A 25,294-nucleotide genomic window follows, 5' to 3' on the forward strand; every position below is an offset into this window, starting at 1 on the left:
CTATATAGTCTTATGCGACTTTCGGTCAAAAGATCAACCAATCTCCCACAAAACTATCTTTTTGTCATATAATTTAGCCCGCTAGCTAACAGCCCGCTCAAGAGATTTTTTGGTATGACAACGATTATCAAACAAGATGACTTGATTACATCAATCAAGGACGCCCTACAGTTTATTTCGTACTATCACCCGCAAGACTTCATCCAAGCAATGAGTCGTGCTTATGATCGCGAAGAAAACCAAGCTGCAAAGGATGCAATTGCACAGATTTTAATTAACTCTCGCATGTGTGCGGAAGGTCATCGTCCAATTTGCCAAGATACTGGTATTGTTAACGTTTTCCTTGAAGTGGGTTTAGATGTTAAATTTGATTTAACAATGAGCTTAGACGATGCAGTAAATGAAGGTGTTCGCCAAGGTTACCTTGAAAATAGCAACGTTCTTCGTGCATCTGTACTTGCTGACCCTGCATTTGGTCGCAAAAACACAAAAGATAATACCCCTGCTGTAATTCACTACAAACTCGTTCCGGGTAACAAAGTAGATATTACTGTTGCTGCTAAAGGTGGCGGTTCAGAAAACAAATCTAAACTTGCGATGCTCAACCCATCTGACTCGATTGTTGATTGGGTACTTAAAACTGTACCAACAATGGGTGCAGGCTGGTGTCCTCCAGGTATGCTCGGTATTGGTATTGGTGGTACTGCTGAAAAAGCCATGATGCTTGCTAAAGAAGCGCTCATGGAAGAAATCAACATGGACGAATTACTTCGCCGTGGACCAGAAAACAAAATCGAAGAACTTCGTATCGAAATCTTTGAAAAAGTAAACGCACTTGGTATTGGTGCACAAGGTCTTGGCGGTTTAACCACTGTTCTTGATATTAAAATTAAAGATTACCCATGTCACGCTGCTGGTAAACCAGTAGGTATGATTCCTAACTGTGCTGCTACTCGTCATGCTCACTTTCAGCTTGATGGTTCAGGTGTAGCTCATATTCAGGCACCAAAACTTGAAGATTACCCATCTGTAACTTGGGATTCTTCAAAATCTAAACGTGTAAACCTTGATACCATTACTCAAGCAGAAATGGATTCTTGGAAACCAGGTGACACATTACTCCTTAGCGGAACAATGTACACAGGTCGTGATGCTGCTCACAAACGTATGGTTGAAATGATCGACAACGGTGAAGAATTACCAGTTGATCTTAAAGGTAAGTTTATTTACTACGTTGGCCCTGTTGATCCAGTGGGTGACGAAGTTGTTGGCCCTGCTGGTCCTACAACTGCAACACGTATGGATAAATTCACACGTAAAGTACTTGAGCATACTGGCTTGTTTGGCATGATCGGTAAGGCTGATCGTGGTCCTACAGCGATTGAAGCAATCAAAGACAACAAAGCAACTTACTTAATGGCAGTTGGCGGTGCAGCTTACCTTGTATCTAAAGCTGTTCGCGAAGCTGAAGTTGTTGCATTTGCAGACTTAGGTATGGAAGCAATCTACAAATTCGTAGTTGAAGATATGCCTGTTTCTGTTGCGGTTGACGTAAACGGTACTTCAATTCATGCAATTGCTCCAAAAATCTGGCAAGCGAAAATTGGGAAAATTCCAGTAGTCGATGCTGCAGCAGGCTAATCAAGAAAAGCACCGAATTCGGTGCTTTTTTTATGCATTCTTTTTTATTTTAAAATCTGAAAAGAATTGTAACAATTGCTTCTTCAATCTGTGCTATTAATAAATGCACTCTCTCGCCATATATTGAATATAGGTCATTTCATGACTATTCGCCCTATTCTTAAAAATCTTTCAATTAGCCTCTGCCTAAGCTGTATTACGACAAGCTTATTTGCTTCTCCTGCCAAATTAAGTTCAGTCAAAGAACTCATGCAAATGAGCCAAATTGATTACTTACTTAAAGAATCAATTAATGAATTAACGCCTTATTATGATCAACAAGCAGAACAGATCGTTAGTAATATCACGGGTATCAAAACTTTAGGTCCGAAAGAAAAAGAAGCTGCGAAAAAGCTTGGTTTACTATTGAAAGATTCAAGCAATCAACTCATTAGCAATCCTAAAACTGCACAAGCCTTACAAGATATTTACTTAAAGACATATTCTGAAGAAGAGATTCAAGCGAATCTTAAATTTTTAAAAACCCCAGAAGGCCAATCGATTACACGTAAAAACGTACAGATTATGGGGCAAATTTCAGAATATATGATGGAGTTAGGACAACAGACCTTTAATGACCCTAAAGCAAGGGATCATATGCAAGAAGAGATGCTTAAAATTATTGCTCCACTGATGAAAGATAAAGAAAAGTCTTAACTTTTCTTTATCTTTTGCAGGTCATTACCAAGTTAAAGGATTCCATAATTTAAAAGGCTTAATCAGATGTACATCTGATTTTTCATCATATTTTGCAGGTTTTAATTCTTGTGGCTTATGTCTAATCTTGCCTGAAGCATCTTCTGCTACAAAGTTATAGCTTGAAGATTTCAACTCGGTAAAGGCAATTTCTCTACGGCCAATATTATCTTGCATTAACATAAATGGGCCAGTGTGTTCACCTCGGTCCATTTTATTTTCTTCATCATATTTCAAATAATAAGACGTTCCAGCCTCAACAGTTATATCCATATATTTTGGCTCTTGAAAATGAATCCCCAATAAAGGGCGGCTCGCAGAAAGACGATAAGTCCCTGCTGGCAATTCAATCCAATAATAATGGTTATGTAGCAGGCTCGGAATTCGCTTGCCATTTACAAACAGGTTAATCGCCGCGATTTCCTGACGATTCCATTTCGTATCTGGTCGATAGAGGTAAACGACAGCAGCTTGTGCATTTTGTGGTTTGATCGGAACAAATGTCTGACCCAATTTTTGATTAACCCAACCACCCACGGCAAAACCACCTACGTGATATTGGTCTAATAGTCCGGGTTCTTTTTCAACATCGACTTTAGGTAAGGTTGCAGTCAATTCACCCGTATTTTTTTCTAAATGAGATGAACTCTGACAGCCCACAAACAGTCCGGCACAGCACAAAGATACGATTAAATAACGCATGGCATCCCTCAAAGCGTTTTGTTTTTGATTTATTTTTTACACCGCAAAACTATGCGTATTTTGTATTTTTAAGATTAACACCACGCACATAAATTGAAAACAAAAAAAGCATGAATCACTCACGCGATTCATGCTTTTTAGATGAATGAAATCTATGCAGACTTCGAATCAATAACCTTTAAATCGGCCTTTGCAACACTTTCATGTGTTACAGCTTCTTTAGGTTGGCGTTCAGACTGATAAACAGGCTCTGCTTCACCATTGATGACTGCTTCATTAATAATGACTGTCCCAACATCAGTACGACTTGGTAAATCGTACATGGTTTCAAGCAGTACGTTCTCCATAATAGAACGTAAACCACGCGCACCCGTATTGCGTTCAAGTGCTTTCTTCGCAATAGCACGCAATGCAGAATCTTCAAAGATCAGATCAACATTTTCCATAGTGAAAAGATATTGATACTGGCGAGTTAATGCATTTTTTGGCTCAGTCAAAATTTGCATTAATGCTTCTTCATCCAACTCTTCAAGTGTAGCAATCACTGGTAAACGACCAATGAATTCTGGAATTAAACCAAATTTCACTAAGTCGGTTGGCTCAACCTGACGGAACAATTCAGCAAGTTTTTTGGTTTCATCTTTGTTTTTAACATCAGCTGTAAAACCAATACCGCCTTTCTCTTGACGCTGCTGTACAATTTTTTCCAAACCAGAAAATGCACCACCACAAATAAACAAGATATTCGAGGTGTCAATTTGGATAAACTCTTGCTGCGGATGCTTACGACCACCTTGCGGAGGAATAGAAGCCACTGTACCTTCAATCATTTTTAACAATGCTTGTTGTACACCTTCACCAGAAACATCACGCGTAATTGACGGGTTTTCAGATTTACGAGTAATCTTGTCAATTTCGTCAATATAGATAATGCCCTTTTGAGCTTTTTCTACATCGTAGTCTGCTTTTTGCAAAAGCTTTTGTACAATATTTTCAACATCTTCGCCCACATAACCAGCTTCGGTTAATGTCGTTGCATCTGCCATTGCAAATGGAACATCTAAAAGGCGAGCCAATGTTTGCGCAAGTAACGTTTTACCCGAACCTGTAGGTCCAATCAGTAGAATGTTACTTTTAGCAATTTCTACTTCTTTAGACACATGGCCATTATGACCAACTTTTAGGCGTTTATAATGGTTATAAACCGCAACAGATAACGTCTTTTTGGCAAGATCTTGACCAATCACATATTGATCAAGCGCAGCACGTATTTCATGTGGTTTTGGCAATGCCTTACTCGCCCAGTCCCCTGCTTCAACCTGTTGGCTGGTTTGTACAAGGTCTAAGCAGACATCCACACATTCATTACAAATATATGCGTCCTCACCTGCAATCAGTTTCCCGACTTCAGACTGCGTTTTACCGCAAAATGAACAATGTTTTTGTCCTTGAGGATGTTCGGACATATTCACTCCACAAATAGAATCTTAAATATTAGGGCAAGATGCACTGCATAAATAACTAAATGGAGATCTTTTTCAACATCTCAAGTTATTTATATAGGAAGCTCCTTATGGACGCTTACTTAACACCTGATCAACCAAACCATATTCTTTAGCAGACTGCGCTGTCATAAAGTTATCACGGTCAGTATCACGAGCAACGGTTTCGTAGTCTTGACCACTGTGCTCTGCCATTAAGCGGTTTAAACGTTCTTTAATAAATAGAATTTCACGCGCATGAATTTCAATATCCGATGCTTGACCGCGGAAACCACCTAATGGTTGATGGATCATGACACGGGCATTTTCTAAACAATAGCGTTTGCCTTTAGCACCAGCATTTAACAAGAATGCACCCATTGAAGCAGCTTGACCCATACAATATGTCACGACATCAGGTTTAATAAACTGCATCGTGTCATAAATAGCCATGCCCGCTGTCACAGAACCACCTGGAGAGTTGATATAAAGGTGGATATCTTTATCAGGGTTTTCAGCTTCTAAAAACAACATTTGGGCAACAATCAGATTTGCCATGTTGTCTTCAACTTCACCTGTTAAGAAAATGACGCGCTCACGTAAAAGTCGTGAATAAATATCAAAAGAACGTTCGCCGCGAGAAGATTGTTCAACCACAACAGGAACTAAAGCATTTTCAATTGTTGGAACATACATACGTTATTTATTCCTAAATTTTTTGTGACTTAACCTATGGCAACAATATGCGGGATAATTTCTCAAATTGCAAAAGGTTCGCACTGAAATATTATATTATTTATACCTAAGTACTTAATGTCGCACTCAAATTAACCACATAGTGAAAAACAAAAAAGGCGCCTAAAGCGCCTTTTTCTGACTTCTTAAAAAATTAGCCCATACGGCGAGCTTGTTGTTCTTTTAACAAATCATCGTAAGATACAGCTTTGTCAGTCACTTTAGCAGCAGCTAAGATGTGATCAACAACTTGATCTTCTAATACAACTGCTTCGATTTGAGCACGTTGTTGAGCATCATTTTTGAAGTATTCAATCACTTCAGTTGGATCTTCGTAAGAAGAAGCCATATCGTCAATGTAAGCATCAACGCGATTTTGATCAACTTCAAGTTTAGCGTCAGCTAAAACTTTGCTTACTAATACGCCAAGCTTAACAGAACGCTCTGCTTGCTCTTTGAACAATTCGTCAGGAAGCATGCTCTTGTCAAAAGATTGCGCGCCTGCACCACCGAACTGTTGAGTGAACTGTTGAACCATTTGTTGACGTTGACGGTCAATTTCTTGAGCAACCATTGCAGTTGGAACTTCAACTTCGTTCGCAGCAACAAGTGCATCAAAAGCAGCTTGTTTAACTTGGTTACGTAAACCATTGCGAACTTCACGTTCCATATTCTTGCGAACGTCAGCTTTTAACTTCTCAACGCCTTCTTCTTCAGTTACACCGAAGATTTTCAAGAATTCAGCATCAATTTCTGGAAGTTTTGATTTTTCAACTTGCTTCACAGTGATTTTGAACTGAGCTGCTTTACCAGCCAAGTTTTCAGCTTGGTAGTCTTCAGGGAAAGTAACATCGATTACTTTCTCTTCGCCAGCTTTCATGCCAATGATGCCGTCTTCGAAGCCAGGAATCATACGACCTGAACCTAACACAAGTTTAAAGTCTTCAGCAGAACCGCCTTCAAACTTCTCACCGTCGATAGTGCCTTCAAAATCAAAAGTCACTTGCATGTCTTTTTTCGCCATGCCCTTGGTAACAGCCCAAGTTTGACGTTGTTTTTGCAAGTTTTCGATCATAGCGTCAACGTCAGCATCTTTAATTTCAGCTGTTTTACGTTCAACTTCTAAACCGTCAAATGCTTGTACTGTAACTTCTGGATAAACTTCTACAGTCGCTTCAAAAACTAAAGCATCTTCTTTATGTTCAACTTTATCAATGTTCGGCATTCCTACCGCATTGATTTTTTCTTGTTGAATTGCTTCAAAAACGCTATCACGAATGATGTCATTTACAACTTCTTGATAAATGCCCGCACCGTATTCGCGACGAACAACGTTTTCAGGTACTTTACCTGGACGGAAGCCGTTGATCTTCACAGTTTTGGCAGTGCGCTTCAAACGAGCTTCAAATTGCTCGTTAATACGGCTCGTCGGTACAGAAACATTTAAACGACGGGCAACGCCCGAAACCGCTTCAGTCGTTACTTGCATGGCTTCCTCGATAAAAATTAGTGAGTAGGAACAGTTTTTTTAAAAGTGCTGTATTATATGACAACTTTCAAGATATACAAAATTAACCGACCACTTCATTTAAATGAAGGTCGTTATTCTCGTAAATTTCACAGTAATTTTATGATTCTTTAAATATTTTTCATAAAGCCTTAAGCAAAACTAATTTTTTAGTTATTCTTCATAAATCTAAAATTACAATCAAAATCTAATTTTAATCGTTTTTACAAACAATTACTAAGAATCAGTAGATTAGCTACATAAAAGTACAATTACCTATTCAATCATTCACTTCATCTTCACAATCCAATTGGCAAATCCAATTAACACAAACTGTACATATAAATAAGAATTATTATTATTCGCATAACCTTTTAGTTTTAGAGTCCTGAAGTCATGTCTTTGATTAGAACACGTAAAAAAATTGTTTCTTCTGCGATAGCTTCATCGCTATCAATGATTGCAACAACAGCCATGGCACAAGAAGCAATTTCACAATTACCAACGATTCATACTCAAGCGACTCAAGAAGAATCTTTAAAAGTAGATCAGTCTGCAAACTCTAAATTCGTGGCTCCCCTCAAAGACACGCCAAAATCGGTCTCTATTCTTTCTCAAAAATTAATTAAAGATACAAACTCGAATACCCTACTCGAAGCTTTACGCTATGAACCAGGCATTACTTTAGGTGCTGGCGAAGGTGGTACACCATTTACAGATATGCCTTACATTCGTGGTTATAGCGGACAGTCTTCTATTTATGTTGATGGTGTTCGCAATACAACGTCACAAAGCCGCGATATGTTTGCTATTGAGCAAGTTGAAGTGATTAAGGGCTCTTCTTCTGCTCTTGGTGGCGGTGGTAGCGTTGGTGGAAGTATCAACTTAATCCCTAAAGTTGCCCATGAAGGTGACGTTTACCAAGGTAGTGTTCAAGGTGGTACTGACAACTATCGCCATATCCAACTTGATGCCAACGAAGACTTTGGTAACGGAATTGCTGGTCGTGTTGTAGTGATGGGCCATGAAAATGAAAAAGCTGGTCAGAGTAATGGAGCTGAATATGCTCGTGCTGGTATTGCCTCAAGCCTTGCATTTGGCCTAGATACAGCAACTCGTGGAACACTTAGCTACTACTATTTACGCAGTAATGATGAACCAGATGCGGGTATTCCATTTAACAATCCCAACATTCCAGATTATGCACCAGCTGGTGCAGAAAAGGGGGATGGTAAACCTGTTAGTGTAAAAGCAGGTACTTACTATGGCTGGAAAGCTCGTGACTTTGATAAACGTGAAAACCATATTGGTACGTTTAAATTAGAACATGACTTTAATGAAAATCTTACCTTGTCAAATGTAGCGACTTACAACAAATCTAAATCTGACTATGTTTACACCAATGCTGATGACTCGAAGGGTAACATTTACAGAGGGACAGTCGCTCGCCGTGCTTTAAGTCGTATCTTGGATACTGATGCGTATAGTGATCAACTTTCTTTGAGAGGTAAATTTAATACCGGTTCATTAAAACATTCTTTTAATGTCGGTACTGAATGGAGTCTCCAAGAAACTGACCAAGGTATGTATACATTTACCAATGCGGCAGGACAAACAACTTCAACAATTTTACAAGATAATATTAGCAACTGTAACTCAGCTGCGGCGGCTTCAAATGGGTGGTGCACGAGTTTGAATAATCCAGGGAACGGTGCATTCACTGACAAACTGGGAACAATTAAAGGACAATCTACAACTCGTAGCCACACTGTTTCTCTTTATGCCTTAGATAGCATTGAATTTAATCCTCAATGGCTTTTAAATTTGGGTGTACGTTGGGATAAATTTGAAACAGAAAAAAAATATAATAAAGATGTGTACGGCACAACTGGCGGAGCTTATAACTCTACCATTAGCATTCCTAAGGGAACAAAATACGAAAGTGATTCAGATTTCTTCACTTATCAAGCTGGCTTAGTCTTTAAGCCAACTGAAGCTGGTAGCATCTATGCAAGTTATGCAACCTCTGCAAACCCAGTCGGTGTTTTAGCTGAAGGCGATAGTAGCGATAACGCTCTAGGTACAACAGATATTGTTAACAATCTTAAGCCTGAAGAAGCACGTACTTTTGAACTTGGAACAAAATGGGACCTGTTTAATAATCGTGCGAACTTAACTGCTGCGATCTTCCGTACTGAAAAGCAAAATACACGTATCCAAATCGACCCTACAACAACTGCTAACGCTGGTAAAAGTAAAGTTGATGGATTTGAAATCAGCTTGAACGGAAAGATTACTGACAAATGGGATGTATCGACAGGTTATAGCTATTTAGATAGCGAAATCACGGAAGCGGCATACAATGCTGTTGCTCAAGAAGGTAAACCTCTTCCATTCGTAGCTAAAAACAGCGCGACTTTATGGTCTACTTACAGAGTGATGCCTCAATTGACTTTAGGTGCTGGTGTTGAATACCGCGATCAAGTTTTTGTGAACACAACTGCTCCAAAATACTTGCCAACCTATACTATTTATAATGCGATGGCTAAATACGACGTTAACAAGAACGTAAATTTACAGCTTAATATTAATAATATCTCTGATAAGCGCTATTTCACGAGTGCACATGCAGCCCACTATGCATTTGAAGGTAATGGCCGTAACGCAGTGTTAGCAATTAACTTTAAGTACTAAGTTTAAATTCCATAATCTATTTATGGAATTAATTAAAGTTCATATAAGATAGCCTCATCACGAGGCTATTTTTATAAATGAAATATCTATTTAAAGGTGTTTGCTGTGATTCATCATATCCCTAATGTTTTAAGCAAAGAGCAAGTTGCCGAGTTTCGTAAACTCATGAAAGAAGCGAATTGGGTGGGAGGGAAAGTTACTGCTGGCACTCTATCGGCTTCAGTTAAAAGAAATCAGCAACTCTCTGAACAAGATCCACTTACACATCATTTAAGTGATATTGTGATCAAAGCAATTTGGCAAAATCCTGTGTTTCAGGCCGCAGCCCTACCTCACAAAATTATTCCACCACTTTTTAATCGATATGATGAACATGAAAGCTTTGGTTTCCATGTAGATAACTCAATTCGTCTTATCCGTGGTACTTCTGAGCAAATTCGTACCGATTTATCTTGTACATTATTTTTAAGTGAACCTGATGAATATGAAGGTGGTGATCTGGTTATTGAAGATACTTATGGTTATCACGAAGTCAAACTACCAGCAGGCGATGTCGTACTCTATCCTTCTACTAGCTTACATGAGGTAAGTAGTATTACATCAGGTACTCGATTTGCTTCTTTTTTCTGGGTTCAAAGTCTGGTCCGCGATGATAGTAAGCGACACCTTCTATTTAATTTAGATGAAAGTATCAGAGCACTGCGTAAGACACACGGTGATAGTTATTCTGAAGTTATGAAACTCACCAACATTTACCACAACTTAATTCGCATGTGGTCAGAACTGTAACTACATTTATTTTTGCCTTATTGAGACGATGCAATCTTTTTTCCCTTGATAAGGCAAAATAACGAAAAATATTTCCCATAAATTAGAAAGTAGCGCAAAATTAGAAAATTATTTTCTAATTTCCGAGATTAAAATTATTATAAGAATTTTGCACAACGTGTAATCATTGTTTAGATGTGATATATCTAAATGATAAACATATTAGCAAACCACCAAACTTATTATTTCACGGTCTAGAGATGAAAACGAATTACTTGTTTGCCCAGCCTACTCAAGCAAGACATCATCCGCAACTCCTGATGCTGCGCCAAGCGCGCGTATAAAAATTTTGTCTGCTTTCTAAAGCAGCACTTTGAAGTTCCCTTTAATTTTTCTGAATTAGATACCATATATTAAGTAGAGACGTTGCCTTTTAAATATATCCAGAGCAACTGCGCTACGAGACAAGGAGTTTTCTCATGATGTTGGCTGACCCAAGCAAAAAATACCGCCGTATGTACCAACGAGTGGATTTACCAGATCGCCAATGGCCAAATAAAGAAATTACAAAAGCGCCTATCTGGATGAGTACTGATTTACGTGACGGTAACCAAGCAATTTTTGAACCGATGAACATGGAACAAAAATTCAAAATGTTCAAAATGCTTGTAAAAATCGGTTTTAAACATATTGAAATCGGTTTCCCTTCCGCGTCTCAAATTGACTTCGATTTTACTCGCATGTTGATTGAAGAAAATCATATTCCTGATGACGTATACATTGAGGTTTTGGTTCAAGCACGTGATCATTTAATTGAACGTACTTTTGAATCTTTGGCAGGTGCTAAACGCGCAATTGTGCATATTTATAACTCTAACTCTCCAACCTTCCGTCAAAAGGTGTTGAATGTAGACGTTAATGGCGCAAAACAATTAGCAATTAATGCTGCTCAAAAAGTTAAAGAATATGCGGCGCAATATCCTCAAACTGACTGGATTTTCCAGTACAGCCCAGAGTGTTTCTCTGCAACTGAATTAGAAGTCGCTAAAGATGTCTGTGATGCCGTCACAGAAATTTGGGATGCACGTCCTGACCATAAAGTGATTTTAAACTTACCCGCGACTGTAGAAGTGTCTACGCCAAATGTTTATGCAGACCAAATTGAATGGATGCATCGTAATTTGGCACGTCGTGATGGTGTGATCATTTCTGTTCACTGCCACAATGACCGTGGCTGTGGTATTGCTGCATCAGAACTTGCCATTATGGCGGGTGCTGACCGTGTTGAAGGTTGTGTGTTCGGTAATGGTGAACGTACGGGTAACGTTGACGTTGCAGCTATTGCATTGAACATGTACACCCAAGGTGTAGCGCCAGAGTTAGATTTCTCTAACATTAATGAAGTGATTGCAACGGTTGAAGAATGTACTGGTTTACCTGTACACCCTCGCCATCCATATGCAGGTGACTTGGTATTTACTGCATTCTCTGGTTCACATCAGGATGCAATCAAAAAAGGCTTCGAGTACCAGAAAAACGAAGAAATCTGGGATATGCCTTATTTGCCAATCGACCCGAAAGATTTGGGCCGCGACTATGACGCAGTTATTCGTGTAAATAGTCAGTCTGGTAAAGGCGGTATCGCTTACTTATTAGAAGCGAACTACAACGTTGTATTGCCTCGCCGTTTACAAATCGAATTCAGCCAAGTTGTTCAACAATATGCTGATGATAATGGTACAGAAATTAATGCAAAAGAAATCTGGACCTTGTTTAAAGACACTTATGTTGATGTGAAAAACCACCATTACACAGTCAAAAACTACAGATTATCTGACATTAATGGCACTCAAATTATCGAACTTGATGTTGATGTTGAAGGTGAAACACAACAACTTCGCGGTGAAGGTAATGGACCAATCTCTGCATTCTTAAATGCGCTTCAATTACCAATTGACGTATTGAACTATGAAGAACGTAGTATTAGTTCAGGTGCAAATGCGAAAGCATTAACCTTAATTGAACTTCAAGTCAAAGGTACAGGTAAAGGTTCATTTGGTGCAGGTGTTCATGACAATACAGTTACCTCATCGATTGAAGCAATTATTGCATGTACTAACCGTTTGATTGATCAAGGCGTTTTAAGTACAGATCAGGTTGTTGCCGCCGCTGTTTAATTTAAAAAAACTCTTTTGAAAGGATACCTAGCTTGGTATCCTTTCTTTTTATTCCTGAAAGATTTAAAAGGCGAAATGTTCCCGTGTCTTTTCCAGCTGATTCAGTGGGGTTAGTCACTCCGCAAAAGTTCCAATTTGAAGAACCATTACATCTTGAATGTGGGCGTGTTTTGCCACGTTTTGAATTAATGGTCGAAACTTACGGCACTTTAAATGCAGATAAATCAAATGCCATTTTAATCTGTCATGCTCTTTCCGGACATCATCATGCAGCGGGTTATCACCATGAAGATGATAAAAAAGCTGGATGGTGGGATAGCTGTATTGGCCCGGGTAAAGCAATCGATACGAATAAGTTCTTTGTAGTTTCGCTCAATAATATTGGTGGATGTAGCGGCTCAACTGGCCCAACGTCACCAAATCCTGAAAATGATAATCGCCCTTATGGACCGGATTTCCCGTTGGTAACGGTACGCGACTGGGTCAAAACTCAGGCCATGCTTTCTGACCTTTTAGGTGTAGATGCGTGGTATGCAGTTGTGGGTGGATCATTAGGGGGCATGCAAGCACTACAATGGTCAGTAGACTATCCTGACCGCTTACAAAAGTGTGTGATTATTGCCAGTGCACCAAAGCTTTCAGCACAAAATATTGCATTTAATGAGGTTGCGCGTCAGTCGATCTTATCTGATCCTGACTTCCATCATGGTCGTTATTTAGAAAATGATAGCTACCCGAAACGTGGTCTGATTTTGGCTCGCATGGTCGGTCATATCACCTATCTTTCAGAAGAAGCCATGAAACAAAAATTTGGCCGTGATTTAAAATCTGGCAAATTTATGTATGGTTTTGATGTTGAGTTTCAAGTCGAAAGCTATCTTCGTTATCAAGGTGAACAGTTTAGCCGTAACTTTGATGCCAATACTTATCTCATCATGACCAAAGCTTTGGATTATTTTGACCCATCACGTGAATACAATCATTCGTTAACAGAAGCGATGGGTAAAACCAAATGTCAGTTCCTGATTGTCTCATTTACAACAGATTGGCGTTTTGCCCCTAGTCGCTCTCAAGAAATTGTAGATGCACTTATTACCAATCATAAGCCTGTAAGTTATCTCGATATTGATGCTGAACAAGGCCATGACTCGTTCTTATTCCCGATTCCACTGTATGTCAAAACCATGCGCGCTTTCTTAGGCGGTGAAGAACACTTAAAATCGACATCACTGGAGGCAAGTTAATGCGTATTGATCAACAACTGGCAGAAAAGTGGATTAAACCCGGCTCAAGCGTACTCGATTTAGGGTGTGGTGATGGTGAATTACTCGCTCATATGAGCCAAAAGCATCAAATTCGTGCTTATGGTTTAGAAATTGATCAAGAAAAGATTGCAATTGCCGTCAGTCGCGGGTTAAATATTATTCAACAAGATTTGAATCTCGGTTTGAGCCGTTTTGCCGACCAGTCTTTTGACTATGTGGTTATGGCACAGGCTTTGCAAGCCGTAGATGCACCGGATGTTTTATTAAGAGACATGGTGCGTGTGGGTAAACAGGCAATTATTACTTTTCCAAACTTTGCGCATTGGAAGACTCGTTCTTTTCTTGCATTAAAAGGAATGATGCCTGTATCGGATGCTTTACCATATATGTGGTATAACACCCCCAATATTCATCTATGTACATTTAAAGATTTCGAAGCACTCTGTGCTGAAAATCAGATACAAATTATTAATCGACTCGCCGTCAATGGAAATCAGCAGGGAAGCCTGTTAAGCAAACATGTTCCTAATTTGTTTGGTGAAGTCGCTATTTATCGAGTGAGTGCACTATGAAAAAGACATTATTTAGCACACTATTTGCAGGACTGCTAAGTATGCAGGCTCATGCAGATTATATCGCCCAGCCACAATCGGTTGCGAGTCAGGCTGCACGCTTTTCAACAATGGGGGTTAATGACCTTCAGAAAGCTGCAAAAGCTGGTCAAGCAGGCGCGCAATTTTACCTTGGTACACACTACCAATATGGTAAAGATGTAGAAAAAGATGAGAAACAAGCTTTCGCATGGTTTAAAGCGGCAGCTGATCAAGGTTTATCACCAGCACAACTCAACGTAGGTCGTATGTACGCCGACGGTATTGGTGTTAGAAAAGATGAGTCTATGGCTCGTAAATACTTTGAAAAAGCAGCAAGCAATGGTGATAACCGTGCAAGCTACAACCTCGCGATGATGGAAGAGCAAAAGAAAAACTACGTAGGTGCTTACCAGTGGTATGAGCTTTCAACTCGTGATGGCATGCTCGATAATAAAGTGATTAGCCTATCTGAAGGTAAGAAAACTGCTCTAGCGGCGAACTTAACTCAAGAACAAATCCGTACCGCACGTGACCGTGCAGACAAATGGATTCAAGCACAATAATAACGGTTCATCCGTAAAAAAACCTTACTCGACTAAAGCCACCTTGTATGCTCTACAAGGTGGCTTTAGTTTAGGTTGTCCCATTTTATATTCTATTTATTTCCCTCTATATCCCCTCTTAAAAAACACGTAACATAACTCACGTTCGATATTAGCTATAAAGTTTGGTTTTATTATGTCTACCCCACATTGGTTTGATCAGGGCAGTTTAGTTCTTGCCAGCAATAACAAAGGTAAAGTCGCTGAGTTTGAAAAACTTTTTGAACAGCTTAAGTTACCTGTAGAAATTATTCCTCAAGGTCGCCTTGATATTCCGGATGCAATTGAAGATGGCTTAAGCTTTATTGAAAATGCCATTATTAAAGCTCGTCATGCCTCTAAAATTTCAGGTAAACCTGCTATGGCTGATGACTCAGGCATTTGTATTCCTGTTTTAGGTGGTGCACCTGGCATTTACTCTGCACGCTATGCTGGAGAACACGGTGACGATGCAGCGAACAATGCCAAATTATTAAATGATCTTTTACCATTTCGTAAAAATGGTGAAGTGATTGAAGGTATGTTTGTATGTGTACTTGCTTTAGTGACCCATGCTGAAGATCCTTTACCACAAATTTTCCAAGGCATTTGGCACGGCGAAATTTTAGAAGCTGCACGTGGTGAAAATGGCTTTGGCTATGACCCACTGTTCTGGTTGCCTGAATTGCAAGTTTCTAGCGCTGAACTGTCTAAAGAAGACAAGAATAAGATTAGTCATCGTGGACAAGCGATGCAGTTATTCAGAGAAAGTTTGCAGAAGTAAATTGTTCATACTGCCACAATATATAACGTTACAACCTATTCAACTTTGTATAGGCAAACCTTACTTTTCAAAGATGAAAAGTAAGCAAAAATCTTTTGTTAGACTGATGGTACATCCTGAGCGATTTCCAAAGCACTGCTTTGGAAATCAACGCAAGGCAGTGACATGGCGGCCTCCATGCCGCCTTCGCACAAGTAAATGTGGTGAAAGAAGTTTAAAAATTATAGTGGAAAATGTAAAAACACAGCATAAATCGCAATACACACACAACTCACAATCGTCCCTGAAGCAATATAAGCCGCAGATCTTCCTGTTCCTTGGTAATGGGTTTCAAGCGCTACAATATTGGCTGCTGGTGGCAAACAGAACATTAAAAACATCACTCCAATTTGCTGGCTCATATTGGGAATCGGTAGAAATCTATAAGTAAGTCCACAAAGAATAAGCCCACATACCACCTTAAAAGCTTGAGCTTTTGTACTGTAGATTAAATCTTTTACATGAACTCGAGTACGGCGCAGCCACATTCCCAATACACACATCCCAGCAAAAGTCATTGCGAACTTGGCAACCTCATACACCCAATGTATGGCAGGATGTTCAATATGTTGAGCACCAAGAAGTCTAAGTAGAAGCGCAACGAATATTGAAATACATGGTGGAGAAGACAAAACTTTTTTTAATATATTGAGCTTACTTTGCGGTGCAGTTGTTACAGCAGTCACAGCCCAAGCATTTCCGAACAGCGACATACCAATATATAACGCCACAATAGGCGCCGTAGCTTGGGGGCCAAATAAAGCCATGGCAAAAGGAAAGCCGAGCCAGCCCATGTTGGTATAACTTGCACAAAGTGCTAATAATCTATCTTTAAATAAAGCTAAATAAGCAAAGAAAATAAGAAATGCTGAACCAAAGCTAAACAGCATTAAACTCAAACTACCTGGTTGATAAAATACCATGTTGTAAATAATAACAACTGGAATAAGTAAGCGGGCAAGCCAAGCGGAAAGAACAGGTTTTATCGTTTCTGAAAGAGAAGTCTGGGCAAGTAAAAGTCCAGTGATGAACGCCAATATTGGCAGTAATAACGCCACGTTTGCTCCTCTCACCCATAAAAATCAGTTTGTTATGCTACACCTTTTCAAAATGAAATGTACTCTCCTTTTCAAGTAATTTAAGCTTCTCTTTTTAACTCTTTCTAAAGTAAAAACCAAACACATCCTTTCTAGAACCCATCTTTTTAGATTTTGACTGACGGCCATTGTCTTAAAAATGACATATAAATGTCACATTCCTGTCATGGCAACCTGTTGATATAAAGCGAACTGAAAAGAGGTATAAGATCATGGCTGGTTTATCTATTTGGCATGTCGTTATTTTTGCAATTGTCGTTATTTTATTATTTGGTACATCTAAATTAAAAAATATCGGTAAAGACGTAGGCGGTGCAGTAAAAGACTTTAAAAAATCAGTTCGTGAAGAAGACGAAGCTGCTGCTCTTAATACTCCACGTACAATTGATGCCCAAGTCAAAACGCCTGACAGCACATCAGTAAAAAGCTAAAGGTTTTCAACCATGCTTGATGTAGGAATGACAGAGCTACTCTGTTTTGCAATTATTGCAATTTTAGTTTTAGGCCCAGATAAGCTTCCGGAAGCCGCACGCTTTGCTGGTCGCTGGTATGTTCGCCTAAAACGTTATATTACTAATTTGCAAAATGATATTGATCAAGAGTTGCGTCTTTCTGAATTTCGAAAAGAAATGCAGGATGAACTCAACCGCATTGAAGCACTGGAACGGAAAGTACAACAACAACTCGAAGAAATACAAAAACAGAATATTTCCGAAACTGTAGATAAAACTGAGGCTTCTAAAATATTGCCAAAGCCTATTCGGATATGTCTGCCTATCTCGGGTCAGTATAAAGTGCCGTACATTGGAAAGTTTATTCCTTTGGTATCGACACCCGAAATTTCAGAGACATCTCCCGTTAACTTGAAGATTGCCGTATGAACCAACTGCCTTCAACTACTGTAAATTCTCAGGAAAATCTAGACCAAATGCCTATCATGAGCCATTTGGTTATTTTAAGACGTCATTTATTTAAAATTGTTGGGGTAACATTATTTTTATTCTTTTGTTTATTACCCTTTCGAAATAATACATACCAACTATTATCTGAACCTTTAAGGCTGCAACTTCCGGCATCATCTTCAATGATCGCTACAGATGTGACTGCAACCTTTATGGCTCCATTTAAATTAAATTTATTTGTCGCGCTCGTGTTAGCTATGCCATTTATTCTTTATGAAATATGGTCTTTTGTTCGCCCTGCGTTGTATCAAAAAGAACGACATTTAGCGATTCCGTTACTCATTGGCAGTATTGTTTTATTCTATGCCGGAGTTGCTTTCGCATATTACATTACCCTTCCTGCAATTTTACATTTCTTTATTAGCGTATCGCCTGAAACCGTCGCACCTATGACAGATATTAATAGCTATTTAAGCTTTTGCTTAAAGCTATTTTTAGTTTTTGGTCTCACTTTTGAAATTCCAATTGCAACCCTACTACTCATTTTAATAGGCGTAGTAGACACAAAAAGTCTTGCTGAAAAAAGACGTTTTATTATTGTGGGATGCTTTTTTGTAGCCATGTTCATTACTCCGCCAGATGCAATTTCTATGGTGATGTTGGCCATTCCAATGTGGTTGCTTTTTGAGCTCGGATTGCTCTTTGGTAAAATTCTTGAGAAAAGAAAAACTCATTCTGCTGAATAAAATGAATATAAAAAAAGCCTGAAGATCGAAGTTCAGGGCTTTTTTCTTTTGGAGTACTTTTCAATCTACAAAGCCATAAACTGTCTTCAAAGTGACTTAAAAATGTAAGAAAAGTGTCATTTTCAGGCCATAGAATCAACTCAACAAATATACCCACAAAATTTACGGATTTCTTATGACAACTGCTTCTACTCAACCAACGCGTCGCGAAATTTTAAAATGGTTCTCGGGGATTCCTTTTCTACCATTAGGGGCGATGGCTACGGCAGCAACGTTAGCAGGTTGTAATGATAGTGATGACAGTTCTGTAGTCACTCCAACACCACAACCAAGCAAATTAAAAAATGCAAAATTTACGGCAATGTCAGCTCCAACAGCAGCAGCAGACCGTGCAACAACTTTAGTAAATTCTAAATTAAAAATTGATTGGGAAAACTCAACCAGTACTGAGTACCAACTTGCTTATAAACCGTTCTTTAAAACTGGTGATAGCGTACCAAAGCATGGTGGTGGAACAATTATCGCTGGTGGTTATTTTGATGTTAATGGCAATCCAATTATGGATAAGTCTGTTGCGGGTAAAGAGCGTCAGTTCTTTTCAGACTGTCCAGATGGTTCATCATTAATTCAGTTAGAAGGTGCGAAAGTTGATGGTGTAGCAAATCCTGTATTTCATGTTGTTCAATTTGAGTACAACTCAAAGGACCAAGCAGGTGGAGATACTTATGGCCAACTACCATCGCCAATTGCAATTTTGACTTTAGATCAAGACCAAAAAACTGGTCATCTAGAACTTAAAAAATACTTCAACGTTGATACTGCACCAGTACACGGTTTATGGATCACTTGCGGTGCTAGCCTATCGCCTTGGAATACTCACTTATCAAGTGAAGAGTATGAACCTGATGCATTCAATCAAGGCATTGGTGGTACAGATCCAAAATATCTTGGTAAATACTTCTTTGGTGATGAAACTAAAGCAAACCCATATAACTACGGTCATTTGCCAGAAGTAACAGTTAACCTTGATGGTACTGGTAGCATTAAAAAGCATTACTGCTTGGGCCGCATTTCTCATGAACTTATTCATGTGATGCCAGACAATCGCACAGCACTTATGGGAGATGACTACACAAATGGTGGTTTCTTCATGTTCGTTGCTGACAAAGAAAAAGACTTATCGGCAGGTACGCTGTATGTCGCTAAATACATCAATACTTTAACTGAAACTTCAACTGCGAGTATTCAATGGATCAAACTTGGTCATGCGACAAGTAAAGAAATTGAAGATTTAGTTGCGGGTGGAATTAAGCCAACTGACATTATGGAAAGTTTAACAACGAACCCAAATGATGCCAGCTATACTGAAATTACTTTGGCAAAGAAAACACTTTGGGTCAAACTTAAACCCGGTATGGAAAAAGCAGCAGCTTTCTTGGAAACACATCGTTATGCAGCACTAAAAGGTGCAAGTATGGCGTTCACCAAGATGGAAGGAACAAACGTGAATATTAAAGATAAAGTGGCCTACTCTGCTTTAGCTAATATTCAAGATTCAATGGTTGTTGGCGGTAAGGGTTATGTTGCAGAACATAATGTAGGGTTCTCTAAAAAAATTACTGCTGGTGGGGTTCTTGCACACAAGTTGGGTAATAGCTTTACAGACAATGAAGGCAGCTCAATTAATAGTGAATGGGTCCCTCTTTACTCATCTATGTTATTAATGGGTGAAGATCTTGCTGCGAAAGATAGTTTAGGTAATACAGCTCATCCAGACAAAATTGCCAGCCCAGACAATCTGAAGTTCTCTGAAACTTTACGTACATTATTCATTGGTGAAGACTCAGGTAATCATGTTAATAACTTCTTGTGGGCCTACAATGTAGATACCAAAGAGTTAATCCGACTACTTTCTACACCAGCAGGTGCAGAATCGACTGGCTTGCATGCGGTAGATTCAATCAATGGTTGGACTTATATTATGAGTAACTTCCAGCACCCAGGCGATAGCAGCAGTGTACCTGAGGATGTTAAGGCATTAATTAACCAAAATTATAACAATGGTTATAGCGCTAACGTGGGCTATATTACAGCAGACCCAATTGCACCATCAGTCACAACCAAATAATTTTTAATATGCTTCAAACATTATAGCTGGCTAAGGTCAGCTATAATGTTTTTTAGATAAGCTCGCACTTTTTATAAAAATGAAAAATCACTGAAGCTTTAACTAACTTATCATCAAAACGTCAACGCTACGTCACATTCACAACCTAAGCTCATGAAGACTTTTAGAACAATCTCTTTATTATTTACTTAGGAATTTCCCATGACAGAGCTGACGCCATATCATGAAGTCCAAGAACTGGATAACAATACTTCAGACAACATCCACTTCCGTGACATTTTAGACCAACATGTAAGCCGCCGTAGTTTAATCACCAAAGCAGCAAGCGGCGCTGTAGCATTAACTTTAGCTTCTACATTAACTGGCTGTAATGATAGTGATGATGACTCTGGTTCGAACAACGGTGGAACCCCGCCTGTAGACCCAAATAAAAGACCAGAAAAATTAACTTTTACAGCAGTGGCGAAAAACCACAACGATATTGTGACTGTACCTGAAGGTTATGAAGCCAATGTCATTTACGCTTTAGGTGATTCAATCAACCCTGCTTTTGGTGACTGGGATGATAATAATATTCCATCAGGTCCAAGCTTCCAGTTCCGTTCTGGTGACTGCCATGACGGCATGCATTTCTTTGGTTTAAATACTTCGACAAAAGACTTTGATGAAAGTGTTTCAGCCGAAGGTTTGTTAGTCATGAATCACGAATATATTAATCAGACCTTCCTTCACCCTAAAGGCCCAACAAAAGTTGATGGACGTCGCCCTGAAGATGAAGTCATTCGTGAAACCAATGCACACGGCGTATCTGTAGTCCACATCAAAAAAGATGCAGCAACTCAAAAAGTAGTAATTGATAAAAAATCTATTTTTAACCGACGTATTACAGCGTCTACTGTAATGGAGTTTGCAGGTGCTGCTGCTGGTTCTGGCTTGCTTGCAACTCGCTTCTCGCCTGCTGGCCGTCAAACTCGCGGCACACATAATAACTGTGGTAATGGTCATACTCCTTGGGGCACGTATTTAACTACCGAAGAAAACTTTATTGGTTATTTCCAACGTTCAGGTAGCGATGAATATGCACGTACAGATGCAGAAAAAATTGCATTAAAACGTTACGGTTTAGGTGTTAAAAAAGATGAACCATATCTTTACGAGAAAGATGAAAAAGGTGCTCCTAAAAAAGATAAAGATGGCAAGGTTATTTATTTAAAAGATAAAAATGGTGAGTTAATCCCTAACGTTGATGAACAAGGGCGACAAATTTATTTAGGTACAAGTTCGCGTTATGGCTGGGAAACAGCAATTGGTCAAGTAGAGTCACAAGACTTATATAACCGATGGAATGCCGACGTAAAAGCTGCACAAGCTACCCAAGACTACCGTAACGGTCCAAATACATTCGGTTGGATGGTCGAAATTGATCCGTTTGATGTTCGCCAAAATCCAGTTAAACGTACCTCATTAGGTCGCTTTGCACATGAAGATAGTGCTTGCCGCGCCGTTGTAGGTCAACCATTAGCATTTTATATGGGTGATGACTCTCGCGGAGAATACATCTATAAATTTGTCTCTACCGCTGTATGGGATGCCAAAGATGTAAACGGCGGCTATACGGTCGGTGACAAATATATGAACGCGGGTAAATTGTATGTTGCCAAATTTAATAACGATGGTTCAGGTCAATGGATTGAACTTGCCTATGGCAAAAACGGCTTAAATGAAAGCAACACCACTTACCCATTCAAATCTCAAGCGGACGTTGTTACATTTGCGCGTTTGGCTGGCGACGCTGTCGGTGCTACAAAAATGGACCGCCCAGAATGGTGTACTGTTAACCCAGTCAACGGCGAAATTTATGTAACCCTAACCAACAACTCAAATCGTGGTAAAGACTACCCAACAGACGCAGCCAACCCACGTAACTACACAGATTTATATAACGGCACCAAAGAACAAAAAGGTAACGTGAACGGTCATATTATCCGTTTTAAAGAAACCGATGACAAAACCACTGCTGAAACCTTTAAATGGGATATCTACCTGTTCGGCGCAGAAGCATCTATGGCATCAAACATCAACCTATCTGGTTTAACTGACAATAACGATTTGTCTTCACCAGATGGTATGTGGTTCGACTCACGCGGTGTGCTTTGGATTCAAACAGACGATGGTGCCTATACCGATGTCACCAACTGTATGATGCTTGCTGCACTACCGGGCCAGATTGGTGATGGCGCTACTGCAACCACTTCAAATGGCCAACAAACGCTAGTCGGCGCTAAAGTTACAGACTCAACATTACGCCGTTTCTTGGTGGGGCCAAAGCAGTGTGAAATTACAGGCATTGCCATGACCCCTGACCACAAAGCTATTTTTATTAATGTTCAACATCCTGGTGAAGATTCTAAGAGTTATGCCACACCAGATAGTAACTGGCCTGCAACGCAAAAAGACCCAAGCAATAAAACTGCACGTCCACGTTCAGCAACTGTTGTGATTACCCGTAAAGATGGCGGTGTGATCGCGGGCTAATTCGTTTATGCTTATAAAAATGCCGGTCAATTGATCGGCATTTTTATTACTATCGATTTAAGAGAATCTGCTGCTGCACAATTTGACCGCTGTGCTCACCTTGTTGGGTCTTTTCTAACCAAAGCCATTCATTATTGGTCATTCTTAGAAAGTTCGAACAGCGTGTTCCATACACGGGACTTTGAATAAAGGTGGATGATAATAACTCTTCCATTTCTGCTTGAATGCCAGTATTCGGCAATAATGCCGTTGTGACCTTGCGCTCATCTTCCAGAATATCCCACGCTGCATGTTGCAATGTTAATTCTTCTGTCTGGTGTTGAAGCATAGGCAAAAACTCTTGCGTAAACCGTGTTCGTAAATGTCTGGTTTTTTCCCAATGATCAGACATGAGGCCATTAGAAACCACATAGACTCCATTGGCTAAAACTTGAGGAGCTTCACCACGGTTACTCATATAGACAGCCTGATCAGCATTGCCCATAAACAAGTTAAAGCCAGCAAAATTTTGTTGTTGCTGTTCTAATTGTTGAGCAAAACGAATAGGTAATAAATCAGACTCTAAAAAAGCCTGAACTAAATGCCCTCGAGAAGTTTCATAAGTTTTTTGGTCTCGCCCATCACGAAAATTGGTCAAAACAGCCCATCGGCCTTGAGGCGTAACCCCCATCCAAGTACCACCGGACTGTAAGTCCTGCCCTGCAACAATTGGCGTATGTTCCCACTGATGCAACAATGCAGTTGGTCGATGATAAAACTCGTCTCGATTTGACATAAGACACAAGGGCAGATCATCCAGAACATGCCATGCTAAAGCCACAATACACATTAATTCTTGTTCCCTATCTTTACACATTGAATGTACAACATTTTTCACATCATTCCGCTACAATCTGTCAAAACGTAAGATCAAGGAGCAGCAATGCTGACCTATCCTAATATCGATCCGGTCGCAATACACTTAGGACCTCTTCAAGTCCATTGGTATGGACTCATGTATTTATTAGCATTTTTATGTGCTTGGGGACTTGCTTCCTACCGTGCCAAACAGCGTGATGACTGGACATCAGACATCGTTTCCGATCTGGTATTTTACGGTGCTCTAGGTGTCGTTCTGGGCGGTCGTGTCGGCTATGTCCTTTTCTATGAGTTTGATAAATTCCTCGAAAACCCAATCTGGCTATTTCAAGTCTGGACAGGCGGTATGAGCTTCCATGGCGGCTTTTTAGGCGTCATGATTGCTATGCTATTTTGGTGTAAAAAATACCAAAAAACATGGTTCCAAACCCTCGACTTTATTGCTCCTTGTGTACCGACTGGCTTAATGTTCGGACGCATTGGTAACTTTATTGGTGGAGAGTTATATGGTCGTGCGGTAACTGACCCAAATTATCCATTCGGGATGATTTTCCCGACAGATCCATTACATCTAGTCCGCCATCCATCACAAATCTATCAAGCGCTTTGTGAAGGTTTAATTCTATTTATTATCTTGTGGTGGTTTAGTTCAAAACCGCGCCCACGTATGGCTGTTTCTGCCCTATTTCTAATGGGATATGGCGTTGCCCGCTTTGTTATGGAATTCTTCCGTCAGCCAGATGCCGACCAAGGTTTTATTCTATTAGGCTGGATGACAAAAGGACAGATTCTAACAATTCCAATGTTGCTAATTGGCCTTTGGATGATGTGGTATGCCTATCAAAAGAAAATTTATGACTGGGGTCCACAAAAGAATAGTTAATATCTAAATTAGAGGAGTTTCGGCTCCTCTTTTCTTTTTTATGCTACAGTTTTTACTCTCCCAAGATGAAGATATACCATGCTGGAATTCTGGTTTAATACGCAAGTCCCAACATTTAAAAAACTAGTGATTTTAATTATTACGCTACTTATTTGTATTGCGCTATATCAATACCAACCGCTACCTTTAGATACGATTCTGATGTTTACTGGAACTGGGGTAATTTTTTTAATCTGTCGTTACTTTAAATTGCATTTCGCTCAAAGCAACCCAACTGGTTTACTTTACCGTCTATTTACTTGGATCCCTATAGCCCTTTTGTTTGCCCTTATTTTTGTTAAAGCAATGCCGAACTTGCTGATCTGGGGTGTTCAAGGAATCGCTTTTATGGCGCTTGCAGCTTTTATCTTTTCACCTCAATCGCTTTTTAAGAAATAGGTTTA

At 39.5% G+C, this 25,294-nt stretch carries 22 protein-coding genes; 16 read left to right on the plus strand and 6 right to left on the minus strand.

The genetic code is table 11. The annotated features are described in order from the left end of the window. The first annotated feature begins 114 nt into the window (after positions 1–114). Positions 115–1,641, plus strand: coding sequence for a fumarate hydratase (locus RMB03_RS01480; protein ID WP_004641080.1), 1,527 nt, complete (start codon positions 115–117; stop codon positions 1,639–1,641). Between the two features lie 141 nt (positions 1,642–1,782). Beyond that, a complete protein-coding gene (locus RMB03_RS01485) occupies positions 1,783–2,337 on the plus strand; it encodes a DUF2059 domain-containing protein (protein WP_003654848.1) in 555 nt (184 codons plus the stop codon). A 24-nt stretch (positions 2,338–2,361) separates the two neighbouring features. Here RMB03_RS01485 and RMB03_RS01490 read toward each other — a convergent pair whose 3' ends face one another. The 4 genes from RMB03_RS01490 to tig form a co-directional block, all read right to left on the minus strand. Further along, positions 2,362–3,078 carry a DUF2846 domain-containing protein gene (locus tag RMB03_RS01490; RefSeq protein ID WP_005036950.1) on the minus strand — a complete coding sequence of 239 codons (717 nt, stop codon included), beginning with the start codon at positions 3,076–3,078 and terminating at the stop codon, positions 2,362–2,364. A gap of 152 nt (positions 3,079–3,230) precedes the next feature. Next, a complete protein-coding gene (gene clpX / locus RMB03_RS01495; protein ID WP_005036952.1) occupies positions 3,231–4,544 on the minus strand; it encodes an ATP-dependent Clp protease ATP-binding subunit ClpX in 1,314 nt (437 codons plus the stop codon). A 105-nt stretch (positions 4,545–4,649) separates the two neighbouring features. Then, positions 4,650–5,255, minus strand: a complete 606-nt coding sequence (gene clpP / locus RMB03_RS01500) for an ATP-dependent Clp endopeptidase proteolytic subunit ClpP (RefSeq protein WP_003654845.1) — start codon at positions 5,253–5,255, stop codon at positions 4,650–4,652. Positions 5,256–5,448: 193 nt separating this feature from the next. Continuing rightward, entirely contained in the window at positions 5,449–6,783 is a 1,335-nt protein-coding gene (gene tig, locus RMB03_RS01505) for a trigger factor (RefSeq protein ID WP_311073335.1), read from the minus strand. A 414-nt stretch (positions 6,784–7,197) separates the two neighbouring features. Between tig and RMB03_RS01510 the strand changes: the two genes are divergently transcribed. From RMB03_RS01510 to rdgB, 7 genes are all read left to right on the plus strand, one after another. Further along, the gene (locus RMB03_RS01510) at positions 7,198–9,495 is read left to right on the plus strand and encodes a TonB-dependent siderophore receptor (RefSeq protein ID WP_311073337.1); all 2,298 of its coding nucleotides are present in this window, start codon (positions 7,198–7,200) and stop codon (positions 9,493–9,495) included. Between the two features lie 105 nt (positions 9,496–9,600). Continuing rightward, positions 9,601–10,284: a Fe2+-dependent dioxygenase gene (locus tag RMB03_RS01515; RefSeq protein ID WP_205469917.1), complete on the plus strand. Its 684-nt coding sequence runs from the start codon at positions 9,601–9,603 to the stop codon at positions 10,282–10,284. A 458-nt stretch (positions 10,285–10,742) separates the two neighbouring features. Beyond that, positions 10,743–12,440, plus strand: coding sequence for a 2-isopropylmalate synthase (leuA, locus tag RMB03_RS01520; protein ID WP_013198991.1), 1,698 nt, complete (start codon positions 10,743–10,745; stop codon positions 12,438–12,440). Between the two features lie 83 nt (positions 12,441–12,523). Next, a complete protein-coding gene (locus tag RMB03_RS01525; RefSeq protein WP_049837917.1) occupies positions 12,524–13,684 on the plus strand; it encodes a homoserine O-acetyltransferase in 1,161 nt (386 codons plus the stop codon). Further along, entirely contained in the window at positions 13,684–14,277 is a 594-nt protein-coding gene (metW, locus tag RMB03_RS01530; protein ID WP_001217230.1) for a methionine biosynthesis protein MetW, read from the plus strand. Before RMB03_RS01525 ends, metW begins: the two co-directional genes overlap by 1 nt. Beyond that, the gene (locus tag RMB03_RS01535) at positions 14,274–14,861 is read left to right on the plus strand and encodes a tetratricopeptide repeat protein (protein ID WP_013198993.1); all 588 of its coding nucleotides are present in this window, start codon (positions 14,274–14,276) and stop codon (positions 14,859–14,861) included. Before metW ends, RMB03_RS01535 begins: the two co-directional genes overlap by 4 nt. Before the next feature lie 175 nt (positions 14,862–15,036). Then, positions 15,037–15,663 carry an RdgB/HAM1 family non-canonical purine NTP pyrophosphatase gene (gene rdgB / locus RMB03_RS01540; RefSeq protein ID WP_311073343.1) on the plus strand — a complete coding sequence of 209 codons (627 nt, stop codon included), beginning with the start codon at positions 15,037–15,039 and terminating at the stop codon, positions 15,661–15,663. Between the two features lie 221 nt (positions 15,664–15,884). On the opposite strand, the gene RMB03_RS01545 is transcribed toward rdgB, so the two are convergent. Continuing rightward, complete coding sequence (locus tag RMB03_RS01545; RefSeq protein WP_311073345.1) at positions 15,885–16,760, minus strand: permease; 876 nt, start codon at positions 16,758–16,760, stop codon at positions 15,885–15,887. A 251-nt stretch (positions 16,761–17,011) separates the two neighbouring features. Here RMB03_RS01545 and RMB03_RS01550 point away from each other — a divergent pair, with 251 nt between their 5' ends. From RMB03_RS01550 to RMB03_RS01570, 5 genes are all read left to right on the plus strand, one after another. Then, complete coding sequence (locus tag RMB03_RS01550) at positions 17,012–17,230, plus strand: Sec-independent protein translocase subunit TatA (RefSeq protein WP_003654829.1); 219 nt, start codon at positions 17,012–17,014, stop codon at positions 17,228–17,230. Between the two features lie 12 nt (positions 17,231–17,242). Then, positions 17,243–17,680, plus strand: coding sequence for a Sec-independent protein translocase protein TatB (gene tatB, locus RMB03_RS01555; RefSeq protein ID WP_202742590.1), 438 nt, complete (start codon positions 17,243–17,245; stop codon positions 17,678–17,680). After that, entirely contained in the window at positions 17,677–18,447 is a 771-nt protein-coding gene (gene tatC, locus RMB03_RS01560) for a twin-arginine translocase subunit TatC (protein WP_311073349.1), read from the plus strand. The genes tatB and tatC overlap by 4 nt, the downstream gene beginning before the upstream one ends. A gap of 175 nt (positions 18,448–18,622) precedes the next feature. Continuing rightward, positions 18,623–20,575, plus strand: a complete 1,953-nt coding sequence (locus tag RMB03_RS01565) for an alkaline phosphatase PhoX (RefSeq protein WP_311073351.1) — start codon at positions 18,623–18,625, stop codon at positions 20,573–20,575. 201 nt (positions 20,576–20,776) lie between these two features. After that, the gene (locus RMB03_RS01570) at positions 20,777–23,110 is read left to right on the plus strand and encodes a PhoX family phosphatase (RefSeq protein ID WP_311073353.1); all 2,334 of its coding nucleotides are present in this window, start codon (positions 20,777–20,779) and stop codon (positions 23,108–23,110) included. A 49-nt stretch (positions 23,111–23,159) separates the two neighbouring features. Here RMB03_RS01570 and RMB03_RS01575 read toward each other — a convergent pair whose 3' ends face one another. Next, complete coding sequence (locus tag RMB03_RS01575; RefSeq protein ID WP_003654817.1) at positions 23,160–23,939, minus strand: NRDE family protein; 780 nt, start codon at positions 23,937–23,939, stop codon at positions 23,160–23,162. Positions 23,940–24,032: 93 nt separating this feature from the next. Between RMB03_RS01575 and lgt the strand changes: the two genes are divergently transcribed. Continuing rightward, positions 24,033–24,851 carry a prolipoprotein diacylglyceryl transferase gene (gene lgt / locus RMB03_RS01580; protein WP_311073354.1) on the plus strand — a complete coding sequence of 273 codons (819 nt, stop codon included), beginning with the start codon at positions 24,033–24,035 and terminating at the stop codon, positions 24,849–24,851. A gap of 78 nt (positions 24,852–24,929) precedes the next feature. Next, a complete protein-coding gene (locus tag RMB03_RS01585; protein WP_009392979.1) occupies positions 24,930–25,289 on the plus strand; it encodes a hypothetical protein in 360 nt (119 codons plus the stop codon). The last annotated feature ends 5 nt before the right edge of the window (positions 25,290–25,294 follow it).

This window comes from Acinetobacter sp. V91_7 (genome assembly GCF_031799075.1).
Lineage (GTDB): Bacteria > Pseudomonadota > Gammaproteobacteria > Pseudomonadales > Moraxellaceae > Acinetobacter > Acinetobacter calcoaceticus.